This window comes from Bartonella sp. MM73XJBT.G (assembly GCF_028618435.1).
Taxonomy (GTDB): domain Bacteria; phylum Pseudomonadota; class Alphaproteobacteria; order Rhizobiales; family Rhizobiaceae; genus Bartonella.
Window position 1 is genome coordinate 50,355 of record NZ_JAQISW010000007.1, and the last position, 15,035, is coordinate 65,389.

The following is a 15,035-nucleotide window of genomic DNA, read 5'->3' on the forward strand; positions in this document are numbered from 1 at the left end:
GAATATATCATATTCATTGAATATGCTATAAGATTAACTATAGTTTCTTTATTTTTTTATTTTATGATATAGGCCAATCTATAATTTGTGCATAAAGAGATTTTCTTTTGATACAGAATTTTATCTTGAAATTATCTTAGTATTTCCTTTTTTAAGCCGTTCTTTTGCTTTCTTTTTTTGTACAATATGCTTGCAAATTATTTGCGGATAGAATTTGAGAATGTTGTGAAGAGAAAGAAAATGCAATTTTTAAAAATCTTGTTAAATACAGCGTGTGCTGTATTTTTTATATTTGATATAAACTGGACTCATAGTGCCTTAAATATTGCAGAATCAAAAGAAGGCTCAGTGATTGTTGCTTCTAAGACACCTGCGCGTCCTTATGAGTTTCTTATTCGGAAACTTGCAACGAAGCATAATGTTCCCGTTAATTTAGCACATGCTGTTGTAAAAGTTGAAAGTAATTATAAGGCAAGCATAAAAGGGGCCGCGGGCGAAATAGGTTTGATGCAAATAAAACCTTCTACAGCACGAGGGTTGGGCTTTAATGGTTCTGTAAAAGATTTGTACGATCCTGCGACCAATCTTGAATATGGTATGCGTTATTTGGCGCAAGCCTATAAGCTCAGTGGTGGAAGTACGTGTGGTACAATCCTTAAATATAACGCAGGTCATGCTGCAAAAAAAATGAATTCCATTTCGGCAAAATATTGCGCAAAAGTGAAAATGTATTTAGCTTCATTAAAATAAAAACGTCTTCTGAAAGGGAGGGGCTATAAAATATTTTTAAGAGGCTATTTTCACGGAGCAGAAAATGTTTTATGATTTAACACGTCAGTCGGCTGGGCAGCCGCGCTTGTCCAATGCTGAAAAGCGGCAGGTGAGGAAAGTCCGGGCTCCATGGAAAGACGGTGCCGGGTAACACCCGGCGGGGGTGACCCTAGGGAAAGTGCCACAGAAAGTAAACCGCCTATTTTTATAGGTAAGGGTGAAAGGGTGGAGTAAGAGCCCACCGCGCATTCAGTAATGAATGTGGCAAGGTAAACCCCACCGGGAGCAAGACCAAATAGAAATGACGTGCAAAATTTAATTGCAGCCGATTTCCGGGCGAGTCATTCGGGTAGGTTGCACGAGGCGGGTGGTAACATCCGTCCCAGATGAATGGTTGCCATGTAAAGTGTGAGCTTTACTATACAGAACCCGGCTTATAGGCCGACTGATATTTCATGATGATACGCGATATTTTATACGTTCAATGACGTATGGGCTTTTATAAAGTCTGTATTTGAAATAGGCACTTGAATAAAGAGTATTTTTAAAAATTATAACATTTCTTTAAGTATAATACACTAGGATATGTCTTGGGATAACTTTAGCTTTTTTCGTTCATAGTCATTAATATGAAAGTTAAGGGTTGGGTTATTCTTATATCGGTTGTTATGAGAGAGCTGTTGATTTGAAACAGCATAACTTCAAGACGGATTATTTTGACAAAACAGGATCAAAGAGCTGAACGCCATATTCCAGTGTTGTTGCAGCCAGTTTTGGCTGGGCTTATGCCATTGGTTGGAGCAAAAGTGATTGATGGCACCTTTGGTGCTGGTGGTTATACGCGCGCTTTGTTAAAGGCAGGGGCAAAGGTGATTGCTCTTGATCGTGATCCTCACGCTATTGATGCTGGGCAATCTCTTGTTGATGAATTTTTTCCACGGCTTCGTTTGGTTCATATGGAATTTTCACAGCTCGATCGTGTCGTTGAAGAGAAAGTGGATGCAGTTATTTTGGATATTGGTGTTTCTTCAATGCAGCTTGATGAAGCAGAAAGAGGCTTTTCTTTCCAAAAAGATGGTCCCTTAGATATGCGAATGGCTCAGACGGGTTTTACAGCAAGTGATGTTGTAAATCATCTACAAGCAAGAGATTTAGCACGTATTTTTAAGATATTAGGAGAAGAGCGTTATGCGGGACGAATTGCACGAATGATTGAAAAGCGTCGTGTTGTTCAGCCTTTTTTGCGTACAGGTGATCTTGCGCATGCCATTGAGGTGTTGGTAGGGCGTAAGCCTGGAGATCGCATTCATCCTGCAACACGTGTATTTCAGGCTCTTCGTATCTATGTTAATGATGAAATTGGTGAATTAGCGCGTGGTTTATTTGCTGCTGAACGCGTTTTAAAAGCTGGAGGACGTTTGGGTGTTGTCAGTTTTCATTCTCTTGAAGATCGTATGGTCAAAAGATTTTTTGTCGCTCGTTCTGGAGAAGGTATGAGATCACGCCATTTACCTGAAACAAAGCATTCTCCAGCAACATTTTTCCCTTTGTTTAAAGGGGGAATAACGGCAAATAAAGAGGAATTACAGCAAAATCCTCGTTCACGTTCTGCGAGATTGCGTATAGGGGTGCGGACTGATGCAGAAGCTCTTGCAGAGGATATAAAGTTATTTGGTTTAGCAGAGATTGCCGGTTTTAAAGGTGGCAAAAAATGACAGTTTTCCGTACATTTGATATGATTTTAGTGATGATTATGATTTGTATGGCTGGTCTTACTTATAAAATAAAATATGATGTTCAAAAACGAATGAGCGAGGTTCGTCATCTTGAGCATGAAATTGCTGCAGCAAAAAATACGGTGAGTTTGCTTCATGCTGAGTGGGCTGTCATGATAAAGCCTTCACGCATGCAAAAACTTGCGAAACGTTATCAAAAACAACTTGGGTTAGAGGTTATACAGCCGCATCAAATCGTGGAGCTTAAAGATATTCCTGTACGAGAACACGATCCAATTGAAGATATAATTAAACAAAATATCTTGGAAGATAATCAGGATATTTTAGTAAATAATAGGGCTTCTCAAGTCAATCGCGTTGTTCAAAAAGGCGTACAGCAATGAAATCGGCTTGTTTATCCTCACAGAAAAAAAAGCGCTTAAAGGATTCGTTGAATCATCCTAATGTTTCTATTCATCGTTCGTATTCTAGTCGTCCACGTTTGCTTTTTTCGTTGTTCTGTTTTTTGGTTTTATATGGCATCATGGGAGCTTGCCTGATTTCTTATGGGTTGGAAGGTGGACAGATTGAAGAAGCAAAAGGGCCAAGCGTTCTTCAATTGACGGCACGGCCAGATATTGTTGATCGTAATGGTCGTTTATTAGCAACAGATATTAAAACCTATTCACTTTTTGCTGAGCCACGACGTATTATTGATGTAGATGAAACAATTGAATTGCTTTCAACAGTTTTACCGGATCTGAATTGGCAGGAAACTTATAAACGTTTAAAAAGAAAAACCGGTTTTTCTTGGATACAGCGTGGGTTAACACCTATGCAGAAAACGCAAATTATGGCTCTTGGTATCCCAGGAATTGGTTTTCGGACTGAAATTCGTCGTTTTTATCCCGATGGAGCGATAACTTCCCATATTCTCGGCATGGTCAATGTGGATAATCAGGGCATTGCAGGTATGGAAAAATATATCGATGATACGGGGTTGAGTGCTTTGCGTGCTGCTGGTCTTGCCGTGGAAGAATCATTAAAACAAGTTCAGCTTTCGATTGATGTGCGACTTCAGACAATTGTTCATGATGAACTTATTCAGGCTATGAAGCGTTATAAGGCAATTGCTGCAGGTGCTGTTATTTTAAATATACATACGGGGGAAATTTTGGCTTTGGCATCACTCCCAGATTTTGATCCTGGAAATCCTATTGAAGCTTTAAAAAGTGATCGTCTTAATCGGATGACGGCTGGAACCTTTGAAATGGGGTCGATCATTAAAAGTTTTACGACCGCCATGGCCCTTGATTCCGGTATTTTTCACTTAAACAGTGTTATCGATGCTTCCAAGCCTATAAAAGCAAGTAGTGGCTATACGATTCATGATTTTCACGGAAAAAATCGTCCTTTAACGTTATGGGAGGTTTTTATTTATTCTTCCAACATTGGTTCTGCTAAAGAGGCTTTGGCGATAGGGATTGATAAACATCGTGGTTTTTTGCAAAAACTTGGGCTTTTGGATCGTCTTACAACAGAGTTGCCTGAAGTTGCCCATCCTATTGTGCCCCATCATTGGAAAGATATCCATTCTATGACAATTTCTTTTGGGCATGGTATGGCGACAACACCTTTGCAAACAGCTGTTGGGGCTGCTGCTTTAATGAATGGTGGTTGGTTGATTACACCGACATTTTTAAAACGGACAAAAGAACAAACTTTGCACCATGCAAAACAGGTTTTGAAGGCCAAAACAAGTCAAAATATGCGTTACCTTTATAAATTAAATAGTGATATTGGCTCTGGACGTAATGCAAAAGTAGAAGGCTATCGGGTGGGTGGAAAGACAGGAACAGCTGAGAAAGTTGAAAATGGGAAATATTCTAAAACAAAAAATTTCAATAGTTTTCTGGCTGCTTTTCCGATTGATGATCCTGCTTATGTTGTTTTAACAATTATTGATGAACCTAAGCCAGAGGAGGGAAAACATTCCGCAACAGCAGGGATGAATGCTGGACCAATGCTTGCGAATATTGTTCGTCGCTCAGCCAGTTTTCTTGGTATAAAACCTGATTTCAAAAAAGAATATGAGCCTTTTTTAGGTAAAAAGAGCCATTCAAGTTTCGTTAAACAGCGGTAAAATAAATATAAAGGTGTGTCGTTATGTTGTTTGGAACAGTTTTTACAGAATGTCTTGAAGATCAGAAGCTTTCTTCAATAGAAATAACAGGGATCAGTGCAGATTCTCGACAAGTTTTGCCGGGCTATGTTTTTGTCGCTGTTCGAGGAACGAAAGGGGATGGAAGAGACTATATCAATGATGCGATAAAGCGGGGAGCGCGCGCAATTGTTACTGATTACGAGGCGGTTCTTGAGGATTTATCTGTTCCGATTTTACGGGTTACTAATGTTCGTCATAGTCTCGCGTTGGCGGCTGCACGTTTTTATGGCTCTCAGCCTGAAACAGTCGTTGCTGTGACCGGTACAAGTGGTAAAACATCTGTTGTCTCTTTTGTTCGGCAAATTTGGACTCATGTTGGATTGTGTGCTGCCAGTATAGGAACGGTTGGTGTTGTTTCTCCTCACCGGAATGATTATGGTTCTCTCACAACACCTGATCCGGTTGTCTTGCACCGTCTTCTTTATGAAATTTCTCATGAAGGTGTGACTCATGCAGCTCTTGAGGCTTCTTCACATGGACTTGATCAAGGACGCCTTGATGGAGTCCGTTTAACGGCTGGTGCCTTTACCAATTTAGGGCGAGATCACATGGACTATCACAGGTGTGTAGAGGATTATTTGCGGGCGAAAATGAGGTTGTTTGATACACTGTTGCCTGAAGATGCTCCTGCTCTGGTTTTTGCTGATGATGTCTATTCACAAAAGGTTATTAATGCTGTTACACAAGCGCGCCGCCGTATCTTGACAATTGGACGTAAGGGACAATTTATCACGATTAATCGTGTTGAACATCAACGTTCAAAACAGTGTATCGAATGTCGTGTGGAAAACAAGATTTATACATTTGATTTGCCTTTAGCTGGAGATTTTCAGGTAACCAATGCACTGGTGGCGGCTGGGCTAGCCATTGCAACAGGTCTTTCTCCTGATAAGGTTTTTTCTGCGCTTGAAATTTTGCAGGGGGCCCCTGGTCGGTTGGAGCTTGTTGGAAAGAAAGAAAATAATGCGCCTGTCTATATTGATTATGCGCATAAACCAGAAGCTTTGGAGCAGGTTTTGCTTTCTGTTCGTCCCTTTACGCAAGGGCGTTTGGTTGTTGTTTTTGGTTGTGGAGGAGATCGAGATCAAGGGAAAAGAGCTTTGATGGGAAAAATTGCAGCCGATAAAGCGGATATTGTTATTGTAACGGATGATAATCCGCGTACAGAAATACCAGAAAAAATACGCAAGGATATTTTGCAGGCGGTACCAACAGCAATAGAGATCGCAGATCGTGGTGAAGCTATTTCTTATGCGGTGGGGCTTTTGAAAGCTGGTGATACACTCATCATTGCTGGAAAAGGTCATGAAGATGGCCAAATTATAGGGCAGACAACTTATCCTTTTTCAGATCGTCTGAAGACTATAGAAGCTCTAAAGGATCAGAGGAGATGACAGCTTTATGGGATAAACAAGCACTTGTTGCGGCCATTGATGGTATTGGTATAGGAAGCGTGCCGGAAACTTTTTCTGGGGTTTCCATTGATAGCCGTACTCTTGTAGAAGGCGATATTTTTTTCTGCATTAAGGGGAATTATCTCGATGGTCATGATTTTGCTGCGCAGGCTTATGCACGAGGTGCAGGCGTTCTTATTGTTGCGGAAAATCGTTTGAAGGATATGGAAAAGATATCAGCTCCATTGATTGTTGTTCCTGATGTTTTGCAAGCCCTAGAAAAACTTGGAAAAGCCGCACGAAAACGTTCAAGAGCTAGAATTATCGCGATAACAGGATCGGTGGGAAAAACAACAACAAAAGAAGCTTTAAAACAAGTCCTTGCAATGGCTGGGAATGTTCATGGCAATCTCGCTTCTTTAAATAATTGCTGGGGGGTTCCACTTACTTTGGCGCGAATGCCTAAAGAGAGTGATTATGGTATCTTTGAAATTGGTATGAATCATAAGGATGAAATTCGTCCTCTGGTTAAACTGGTTTGTCCGCATGTTGCTCTCATTACGCATATTTGTGCAGGACATATGGGTTTTTTTAAAGATCTTGAAGAAATAGCAGAGGCAAAAGCTGAAATTTTTGAAGGATTGAATGAGGAAGGCATTGCCATTTTAAATGCAGATAGTGATTTTTTTTCTTATCTCGTTCAAAAAGCAATGCAATGCGGTGTGAAAAAGATCTTAAGCTTTGGTGAGACTGAAAATGCTGATTATCAGGCACGGGATATACGTCTTTTAACCGATCATTCTTCTATGATGGTGCGCATTGGAGGACAGGATAGGGAGGTCCAAATTGGTGCTCCTGGACGCCATATTGTGCAAAATAGTTTAGCTGTTCTTGCTGTTTGTGATGCTATTGGTGTTGATTTAGATCCTATTGTGTTTTCTTTGAGTCATTTTTCTTCTCAAAAAGGGCGGGGTGTTCGTTATCGGTTGTCTTTATCAAATGAAGGTGAATTTTATCTCATTGATGAAAGCTATAATGCTAATCCCGCATCTATGCGTGCGGCTCTTGAGCTTCTTGCGACAGGAGCAGTCGGGGAAGGGGGGCGGCGAATTGCTGTTTTAGGGGATATGCTAGAGTTAGGAGAGTATAGTGAAAAGCTTCATCGTGATTTAATAAAGCCCATACGTCTTTCTGGAGCTAATCCCGTTTTTTTATTTGGTAAGGCGATGAAATCTTTAGTCAGTGATTTATCTGCTGATGTTGAGGTTCATTATGCTGAAAATATTGAGAAAATTTTACCGCTTCTTTTGGCAGAAATTTCTCCTGGAGATCTCTTGATGATTAAATCATCCAATAGCCTTTGTTCATCAAATATTGTTACGGCATTGCTTGAGCGCTATAAAGCGGTTTCTTCATAGTTTTAAAAGGTTTTTTGTCCCATGATGCTGTTTTTTTCTTCGTTTAGTGATTGGCTTCCAGGTGTGAATGTTTTCCGCTACATTACTTTTCGTACGATAGCAGCGATGCTGACTTCTGGACTCATTGTTTTTTTGTTCGGACCTAGCATCATTGCTTCTCTTAAGTTGCGGCAGGGCAAAGGGCAACCAATTCGTGCCGATGGCCCTCAAACACATTTTAAAAAGGCTGGAACACCTACAATGGGTGGATTAATGATTTTAACCGGCATTGTTGTATCAGCATTTTTGTGGTGTAATTTATCGAATATTTATTTTTGGGTATCGCTCTTGGTTATGCTTTCTTTTGGGGCAATTGGATTTTATGATGATTATCTTAAGGTTACAAAACAAACAGACAAAGGATTTTCTGGGAAAGCACGTTTAAGTCTTGAGTTTGTTGTTGCAGCAATTGCTGCTTTTATCATCCTGCAAATTGGCTCATCTGGATTCGCTTTGCCTTTTTTAAAAGATTATCTTATCAATTTGGGTTGGTTTTTCATTCCTTTTTCTGCTTTTGTTATTGTCGCGACAGGGAATGCGGTTAATTTGACCGATGGTCTTGATGGTCTTGCTATTGTTCCTGTGATGGTTGCTGCCTTATCTTTTGCTCTGATTGCTTATCTTTGTGGTAATATGAATTTTGCTGATTACCTCCAAATACACTATGTATCGGGAACAGGTGAATTGGCTGTTTTATTGGGAGCTGTTGTAGGGGCAGGGCTTGGCTTTTTATGGTTTAATGCACCGCCTGCTGCTATTTTTATGGGGGATACTGGTTCGTTGGCTCTTGGAGGTTTATTGGGGACTGTTGCGGTTGCTACAAAGCACGAAATTGTGTTGGCTCTTATTGGTGGACTGTTTGTTATGGAAGCTTTTTCGGTCGTTATTCAGGTTGGTTATTTCAAATTGACAAGAAAACGCGTGTTTCTTATGGCACCAATCCATCATCATTTTGAAAAAAAAGGCTGGACTGAAAGCCAAGTGGTGATACGGTTTTGGATTATTTCAATTGTTCTTGCTCTCATTGGTCTTTCAACACTTAAATTGCGGTGAGATTTTGATTTCTATTGCGTGTTATAAGGGGAAAAAAGTTGCTTTGTTTGGATTAGGAAAGTCTGGATTAGCAACGGCACAAGCGTTGATGTGTGGTGATGCAGAAGTGGTGGCATGGGATGATAATCCTGCGAGCGTGCAAGAAGCTTTTCGGCAAAATATTCCAACAAGAGATCTCCACAGTGAAGATTGGTCAGAATTTGTAGCATTGATTCTCGCCCCTGGCGTTCCTTTAAATTATCCTCAACCTCATTGGGTTGTTAAAAAAGCACGTCAAGCGAATATAGAAATTATCGGTGATATTGAATTATTTGTTCGTGCGCGCCATCATTTTTTACAGCGTTATGGTTTTTGTGATGAGGATGTTCCTTTCATTGCGATTACGGGTACGAATGGAAAGTCGACAACAACGGCTTTGCTTGCACATTTGTTGGAAAAAATGGGTTATGATGTGCAAATGGGGGGAAATATTGGAAATGCAATATTGATGCTTAAGCCTTTTGTTAAACAACGTATCTATGTGATTGAATGTTCATCATTTCAAATTAATCTTACGCCCTCTCTTCAGCCAACCATTGGGCTTTTATTAAACTTGACACCTGATCATATTGATCGTCATGGGAGTTTTGCGCATTATGTGCAAACCAAAAGGCATTTGGTTGCTCAGGCTTCTAAGGCTTTTATTTCAGTTGATGATGCCGCTTGTGAGATGTTGTATCAACAATTGCTTTACGAGGGGCATCAAATTGAGGCAGTTTCCAAGGATCATTTGCTAGAAAATGGTTTTTATGCAGAGGGGACCAAGCTCTTTTCTGTTCGTCAAGGACAGCGATATATGCTTGCAGATCTTGCTTCTGTGCCTTCTTTGCGTGGAGGTCATAATGCGCAAAATGCTCTTATGGCTTTGGCAACGTTGCAGGCTTTAAAAATAACCGATCCTTTTATGGACAAGTATTTAGCAAGCTATAAAGGATTGCCTCATCGTATGCAGCAGGTGCGTAAAATGGGGGCGGTTTTATTTATCAATGATAGCAAGGCGACGAATGCGGATGCAACAGCGCCTGCACTTTGCGCCTTTAATGATATTTTTTGGATTGTTGGGGGGCAGGCAAAAAAGGGAGGAATTGAGTCTCTTAGAGATTTTTTTCCTAAAATTCGTAAGGCCTATTTGATTGGGAGTGCGGCAGAAGAATTTGCTCGCATTATTGGTTCTGCTTTTCCTTTTTCAATGAGTTTAACTTTGGAGAATGCGGTGCATGAAGCGAGCATTGATGCAATGCATTGCAAGGCAAAGGAGGTGGTGGTTCTTTTGTCACCTGCTTGTGCAAGTTATGACCAATTTAAAAATTATGAGGTGCGGGGTGAAGCATTTGTCTCTTTGGTGATGCAGTTACAATAAAAAAGTATCAATTATAAAAAAATATTTTTGCGTTAAGACTCCAGAATCTTTTTTTGTATAATTTAGTTTTTAAAGTGTTTGTTAGGCAGGTTGGGGAACCTTATCACTTTGAGACGATTTATAAAACGGATAAGGTGGATATAAATGATTACGCGTGCAGATAGAGACCCAATTGCGAATTGGTGGTGGACAATTGATCGCTCTATTTTTGCTGCTTGTTTAATTTTAATGGGGATTGGCATTATGCTGTCTTTTGCTGCTAGTCCCACTATTGCAAAAAAAATCGGAATTGCTGATAGTTTTTATTTTGTTCGCTGGCATATCATTTTTAGCATTTTAGCATTTTTTACAATGGTTACTATTTCCTTTTTTTCGCTTCCTAATATTCGTCGTTTATGTGCTCTTTTGCTCATTGTAACGCTTGTTCTTATGGTTGTAACTCTATTTTGGGGTCCTGAATTAAAGGGAGCACGGCGGTGGATTTTGCTCTTTGGTTTTTCTGTACAAGCTTCAGAGTTTATGAAGCCGGCTTTTGTGGTGATGTCCGCTTGGCTTTTTTCAGAACAGATACGTAAGAGGGGAATTCCAGGTTACATGTTAGCAACTCTACTTTATGCCATTTGTTGTGTTCTTCTGGTTTTACAGCCTGATATTGGACAAACAATTTTAATAAGTGCAACATGGGGAGGGCTTTTTTTTATTGCTGGTGTGCCTCTTACGGTTATTTTTTTCTTTCTCATTTTTGGCGTTGTAGGAATTATTCTTGCTTATCTTTTTCTGCCTCATGTGCGCGATCGTATCAATGGTTTTTTGACAGGGGAAGGAGATACCTTCCAAGTGGATGTAGGACGTGAGGCTATTTTAAATGGTGGTTGGTTTGGACAAGGTCCTGGAGAGGGAACAGTAAAACGGATCATTCCTGATAGCCATACAGATTTTGTATTTTCTGTTGCTGCTGAAGAATATGGTATTATTCTTTGTTTGTTAATTATGATGCTTTTTGGCTTTATCGTTATGCGCTCATTGTATATAGCTATGAATACGCGTGATTCCTTTATACGTCTAGGTATTACGGGCATAGCCATGATGATAGGCTTTCAATCAGCGATTAATATGGCTGTTAATCTTCACTTAATCCCTCCCAAAGGCATGACATTGCCGTTTATTTCTTATGGTGGTTCATCAATGGTGGCGATTGCATTTTCAATGGGAATTTTACTCAGTTTAACACGTCGTTGGCCAGAGTCCCGTCTTTCAGCTGTTTCTTCTTCTGTCTTGGATACCTCTTCATGAATGATAAAAAAGTTATTGTTTTGGTGGCGGGGGGGACAGGTGGACATCTTTTTCCTGCTGAGGCCCTTGCTGTTGAATTAAGGTGGCGTGGATATGATGTTCATTTAATAACAGACGAAAGAGCGCGATCTTTTGTAAGCAGCTTTGATGAAGAGCATATACATATCGTTTCATCGGCAACATTTATACGACGCCATCCTTTTGCTTTGATAAAAACGTTTTGGTCTTTGCTAAAAGGTATGGGGCAATCGTTGGCGTTATTTTACAAATTACGTCCTGTTCTCGTTGGTGGTTTTGGGGGGTATCCCAGTTTCCCTCCTCTTTTTATGGCGACCTTAATGCGGCGTGTAACATTTATTCATGAGCAAAATGCTGTTATGGGGCGTGCTAACCGAGTGTTGGCAATTTTTGTGCGTGCAATCGCTGGTGGTTTGTTGTCACCACATGGTCCTTATGCTCATAAAACGCTTTTAACGGGGAATCCAGTGCGTGAGGCTGTGTTGAAAGCGGCAGAAATTCCTTATCAGTCTTCTATAGGTGATGAGCCATTTTATTTTTTGGTTTTTGGGGGTAGTCAAGGAGCTTCTTTTTTTTCACATATTGTTCCAGAAGCGATTGCTTTGCTCGATGATCAGAACCGTAAACGCTTACGCATTGTACAGCAAATTCGTGGTGACGCTGAAGAGTTGATTAAAACCTATCGTGATATGGGGGTACAAGCTGAGGTTGCTCCTTTCTTTGATGATATGGCTGAACGTATGGCACATGCCCATTTTATTTTGTCGCGCGCAGGGGCTTCAACGGTTTGTGAGATAGCGGTGATTGGTCGACCTGCTTTACTTGTTCCTTATCCTCATGCTTTGGATCATGATCAGGCTGCCAATGCTGCTCTTCTTGCACGTATGGGTGGTGCGCAAATTATATTAGAAAAAGATTTAAATGCACAAAAGCTTTCTGCTCTTCTAACGCAAGCTTATTGTGCACCACATTTATTGGAAGAACAAGCGCTTGCTGCAAAAAAAGTTGGGCAACCTCATGCAACACGGTGCCTTGCTGATATGGCTGAATCCTTAATTGCAGGGCGATTGTTGTCAGATATAAAAGAGGAGCTTTTTGATGAAAATGCCACTTGATATAGGCGTTATCCATTTTATTGGAATCGGGGGGATTGGTATGAGTGGAATTGCGGAGGTTTTTTATAATCTTGGCTATAAAGTTCAAGGGTCCGATCAAATTGAGAGTGCCAATGTTGAACGTTTACGGAGAAAAGGAATTAATATTCATATCGGTCATTGTGCTGAAAATTTAGGAAATGCAGAGGTTGTTGTTTTTTCTACTGCCGTTAAAAAAACAAATCCTGAATATATTGCTGCAAAAGAAAGACATTTGCCGCTTGTCAGACGTGCAGAAATGCTGGCGGAACTAATGCGATTTCGGCGCGCAATCGCGGTGGGTGGTACACATGGTAAAACAACGACTACATCAATGGTTGCAGCGCTTCTTGATGCTGGTCGTTTTGATCCAGTGGTGATTAATGGCGGTATTATTAATGCCTATGGTACGAATTCTCGTACGGGAGAGGGCGATTGGATGATTGTTGAAGCCGATGAAAGCGATGGAACATTTTTAAAGCTGCCTGCTGATATTGCTGTTGTTACCAATATTGATGCTGAGCATTTGGATCATTATGGAAGTTTTGATGCTGTCCGCGCAGCTTTTCGGCAATTCGTCGAAAATGTTCCTTTTTATGGTTTCGCTGTTTTGTGTCTTGATCATCCAGAGGTTCAGTCATTGGCGGGCCGTATTGATGATCGTTGGGTGATTACTTATGGTGCAAATCCACAAGCGGATGTTCGTTTTCTTAATCTTTCGATGGATGGTCAAAAAACCTATTTTGATGTTCTTGTTCGTTCACGCAAGACAGGAAGGACGATTGAGTTGAAAAATTTGCTTTTGCCCATGGCAGGAGAGCATAATGTTGCCAATGCAACAGCAGCGATAGCGATTGCGTATGAACTTGGCATTTCAAATGAATTAATAAAGAAGGGGTTAGCGGAATTTGGAGGCGTAAAACGGCGTTTTACACGAACAGGAAGTTGGCGTGGCATTGAAATATTTGATGATTATGGACATCACCCTGTTGAAATAAAAGCTGTTTTGCGTGCGGCGCGTGAGAGTGCAAAAGGGCGTGTCATTGCCATTGCACAACCCCATCGTTATTCGCGTTTGTATCATTTATTTGATGAGTTTGCTGCTTGTTTTAATGATGCCGATACAGTGTTGATTGCCCCTGTTTATGCGGCTGGAGAAGAGCCTATTGTAGGGTTTGGTTCGAAAGAACTAGTAGAACATATTAAAATGGCGGGTCATCGTGATGTGCGCTTGATAAACGGTCTGGAAGACGTTGTATCTCTCGTCTCAAAATTTGCTCAGGCAGAGGATTATGTTGTTTTTCTTGGTGCTGGCAATATTACACAATGGGCTTGTGCGTTGCCTCATCAGTTGTCGGGAATTGATGGTCATGATAAATTTTCAGCACATTGATGGTGAGGCGCTATTGGCGCAATTGCAGCCGCTGTTGGGAGGTATAAGAGGCAAGCTTACCCCTAATGTTGAGATGCGTAAGGTGACATGGTTTCGCACCGGCGGGTTGGCAGAGCTTTTTTATCAGCCTGTTGATGAAGAAGATTTAGCCCTCTTTCTTCAAAATTTGCCTGAAACTGTTCCTGTGACAATTGTAGGTATTGGTTCTAATCTTCTGGTGCGTGATGGCGGTGTTCCTGGGGTTGTGATTCGTCTTTCGCCCAAAAATTTTGGGCAAGTGCAGCAAGTTTCTCCAAAAGGCTTTTTAGTTGGCGCTGGTACCGCGGATAAACATTTAGCTGCTGCCGCTTTAAAGGCAGAAATTGCAGGTTTCCATTTTTATCATGGTATTCCTGGTGGTCTTGGAGGGGCTCTCAAAATGAATGCCGGTGCAAATGATGTTGAAACAGCAGCACGTGTTGTTGAGGTCTATGCGCTGGATCGTAAGGGACAACGTCATATCTTGAGTTTAAAAGATATGCATTACTCCTATCGTCATTGTGATATTCCTAAAGGTTTTATTTTTACGGCCGCTTTATTGGAAGGGGAACCCAGTCATAAAGATACTATTCGTGCTGCTATGGATGAAGTTGCCCTCCACAGAGAAACTGTGCAACCTATTCGCGAAAAGACAGGGGGATCAACTTTCAAAAATCCTAAAGATACATCTGCTTGGCGCGTGATTGATGAAGCAGGGTGTCGAGGTTTACGGATTGGTGGGGCTCAAATGAGTGAAATACACTGTAATTTTATGATTAATACAGGGCAAGCAACAGGATATGATCTTGAAGCATTGGGAGAAACAGTGCGTGCGCGTGTTTTTGCACATTCGGCTCACCTTTTACAATGGGAAATAGAGCGTATTGGTCAATTTGAGCAGGGTCGAAGTGTTTCTCCTTTTGATCCATTTCATTGATTTATTGTTCACTAAAAAAGTATCAATAAAAAATTGAGTCATTTCAAAGAGATAATAAAAAATTTCTATTAAGAATCAATAAATTAACAAAGAATATCTTGCATCAAGCTTTTGAGTCTGATTCATTATGCAAAATGCTAGGTTATTGATTCGCAAGGATAAACTGTGTTTTTTCTGTATGTGGTACTGATGTCTTCTATATAGGCTACATATAGTATGCGAAAGAGGGT

Annotated in this window: 12 protein-coding genes and 1 other RNA gene; all 13 read left to right on the forward strand. The window is 40.7% G+C overall.

Going from position 1 to position 15,035, the window contains the following annotated elements; all coding sequences use genetic code 11:
- Positions 1-240 precede the first annotated feature (240 nt).
- The 13 genes from PVV59_RS05475 to murB all read left to right on the forward strand — a co-directional run bounded on the left by PVV59_RS05475 (position 241) and on the right by murB (position 14,805).
- Positions 241-750 carry a lytic transglycosylase domain-containing protein gene (locus PVV59_RS05475; RefSeq protein WP_273755103.1) on the forward strand — a complete coding sequence of 170 codons (510 nt, stop codon included), beginning with the start codon at positions 241-243 and terminating at the stop codon, positions 748-750.
- Between the two features lie 84 nt (positions 751-834).
- An RNA gene (rnpB, locus tag PVV59_RS05480) (RNase P RNA component class A) lies at positions 835-1,224 on the forward strand.
- Between the two features lie 263 nt (positions 1,225-1,487).
- Positions 1,488-2,486 carry a 16S rRNA (cytosine(1402)-N(4))-methyltransferase RsmH gene (rsmH, locus tag PVV59_RS05485; protein ID WP_273755105.1) on the forward strand — a complete coding sequence of 333 codons (999 nt, stop codon included), beginning with the start codon at positions 1,488-1,490 and terminating at the stop codon, positions 2,484-2,486.
- A complete protein-coding gene (locus PVV59_RS05490) occupies positions 2,483-2,890 on the forward strand; it encodes a hypothetical protein (protein WP_273755106.1) in 408 nt (135 codons plus the stop codon). The genes rsmH and PVV59_RS05490 overlap by 4 nt, the downstream gene beginning before the upstream one ends.
- Positions 2,887-4,629 carry a penicillin-binding protein 2 gene (locus tag PVV59_RS05495; RefSeq protein WP_273755108.1) on the forward strand — a complete coding sequence of 581 codons (1,743 nt, stop codon included), beginning with the start codon at positions 2,887-2,889 and terminating at the stop codon, positions 4,627-4,629. The genes PVV59_RS05490 and PVV59_RS05495 overlap by 4 nt, the downstream gene beginning before the upstream one ends.
- Before the next feature lie 23 nt (positions 4,630-4,652).
- On the forward strand, positions 4,653-6,104 hold the full coding sequence (locus PVV59_RS05500) for a UDP-N-acetylmuramoyl-L-alanyl-D-glutamate--2,6-diaminopimelate ligase (RefSeq protein ID WP_273755110.1): 1,452 nt from the start codon (positions 4,653-4,655) through the stop codon (positions 6,102-6,104).
- On the forward strand, positions 6,101-7,522 hold the full coding sequence (gene murF / locus PVV59_RS05505; RefSeq protein ID WP_273755112.1) for a UDP-N-acetylmuramoyl-tripeptide--D-alanyl-D-alanine ligase: 1,422 nt from the start codon (positions 6,101-6,103) through the stop codon (positions 7,520-7,522). Before PVV59_RS05500 ends, murF begins: the two co-directional genes overlap by 4 nt.
- Positions 7,523-7,543: 21 nt before the next feature.
- Complete coding sequence (gene mraY / locus PVV59_RS05510; RefSeq protein ID WP_273755114.1) at positions 7,544-8,614, forward strand: phospho-N-acetylmuramoyl-pentapeptide-transferase; 1,071 nt, start codon at positions 7,544-7,546, stop codon at positions 8,612-8,614.
- 4 nt (positions 8,615-8,618) lie between these two features.
- A complete protein-coding gene (gene murD / locus PVV59_RS05515; RefSeq protein WP_273755116.1) occupies positions 8,619-10,013 on the forward strand; it encodes a UDP-N-acetylmuramoyl-L-alanine--D-glutamate ligase in 1,395 nt (464 codons plus the stop codon).
- A gap of 144 nt (positions 10,014-10,157) precedes the next feature.
- Positions 10,158-11,306, forward strand: a complete 1,149-nt coding sequence (locus PVV59_RS05520; protein ID WP_273755118.1) for an FtsW/RodA/SpoVE family cell cycle protein — start codon at positions 10,158-10,160, stop codon at positions 11,304-11,306.
- A complete protein-coding gene (gene murG / locus PVV59_RS05525; protein WP_273755120.1) occupies positions 11,303-12,439 on the forward strand; it encodes an undecaprenyldiphospho-muramoylpentapeptide beta-N-acetylglucosaminyltransferase in 1,137 nt (378 codons plus the stop codon). The genes PVV59_RS05520 and murG overlap by 4 nt, the downstream gene beginning before the upstream one ends.
- On the forward strand, positions 12,423-13,850 hold the full coding sequence (gene murC, locus PVV59_RS05530) for a UDP-N-acetylmuramate--L-alanine ligase (protein ID WP_273755122.1): 1,428 nt from the start codon (positions 12,423-12,425) through the stop codon (positions 13,848-13,850). The genes murG and murC overlap by 17 nt, the downstream gene beginning before the upstream one ends.
- Positions 13,828-14,805 carry a UDP-N-acetylmuramate dehydrogenase gene (murB, locus tag PVV59_RS05535; RefSeq protein WP_273755124.1) on the forward strand — a complete coding sequence of 326 codons (978 nt, stop codon included), beginning with the start codon at positions 13,828-13,830 and terminating at the stop codon, positions 14,803-14,805. Before murC ends, murB begins: the two co-directional genes overlap by 23 nt.
- Positions 14,806-15,035: the final 230 nt, after the last annotated feature.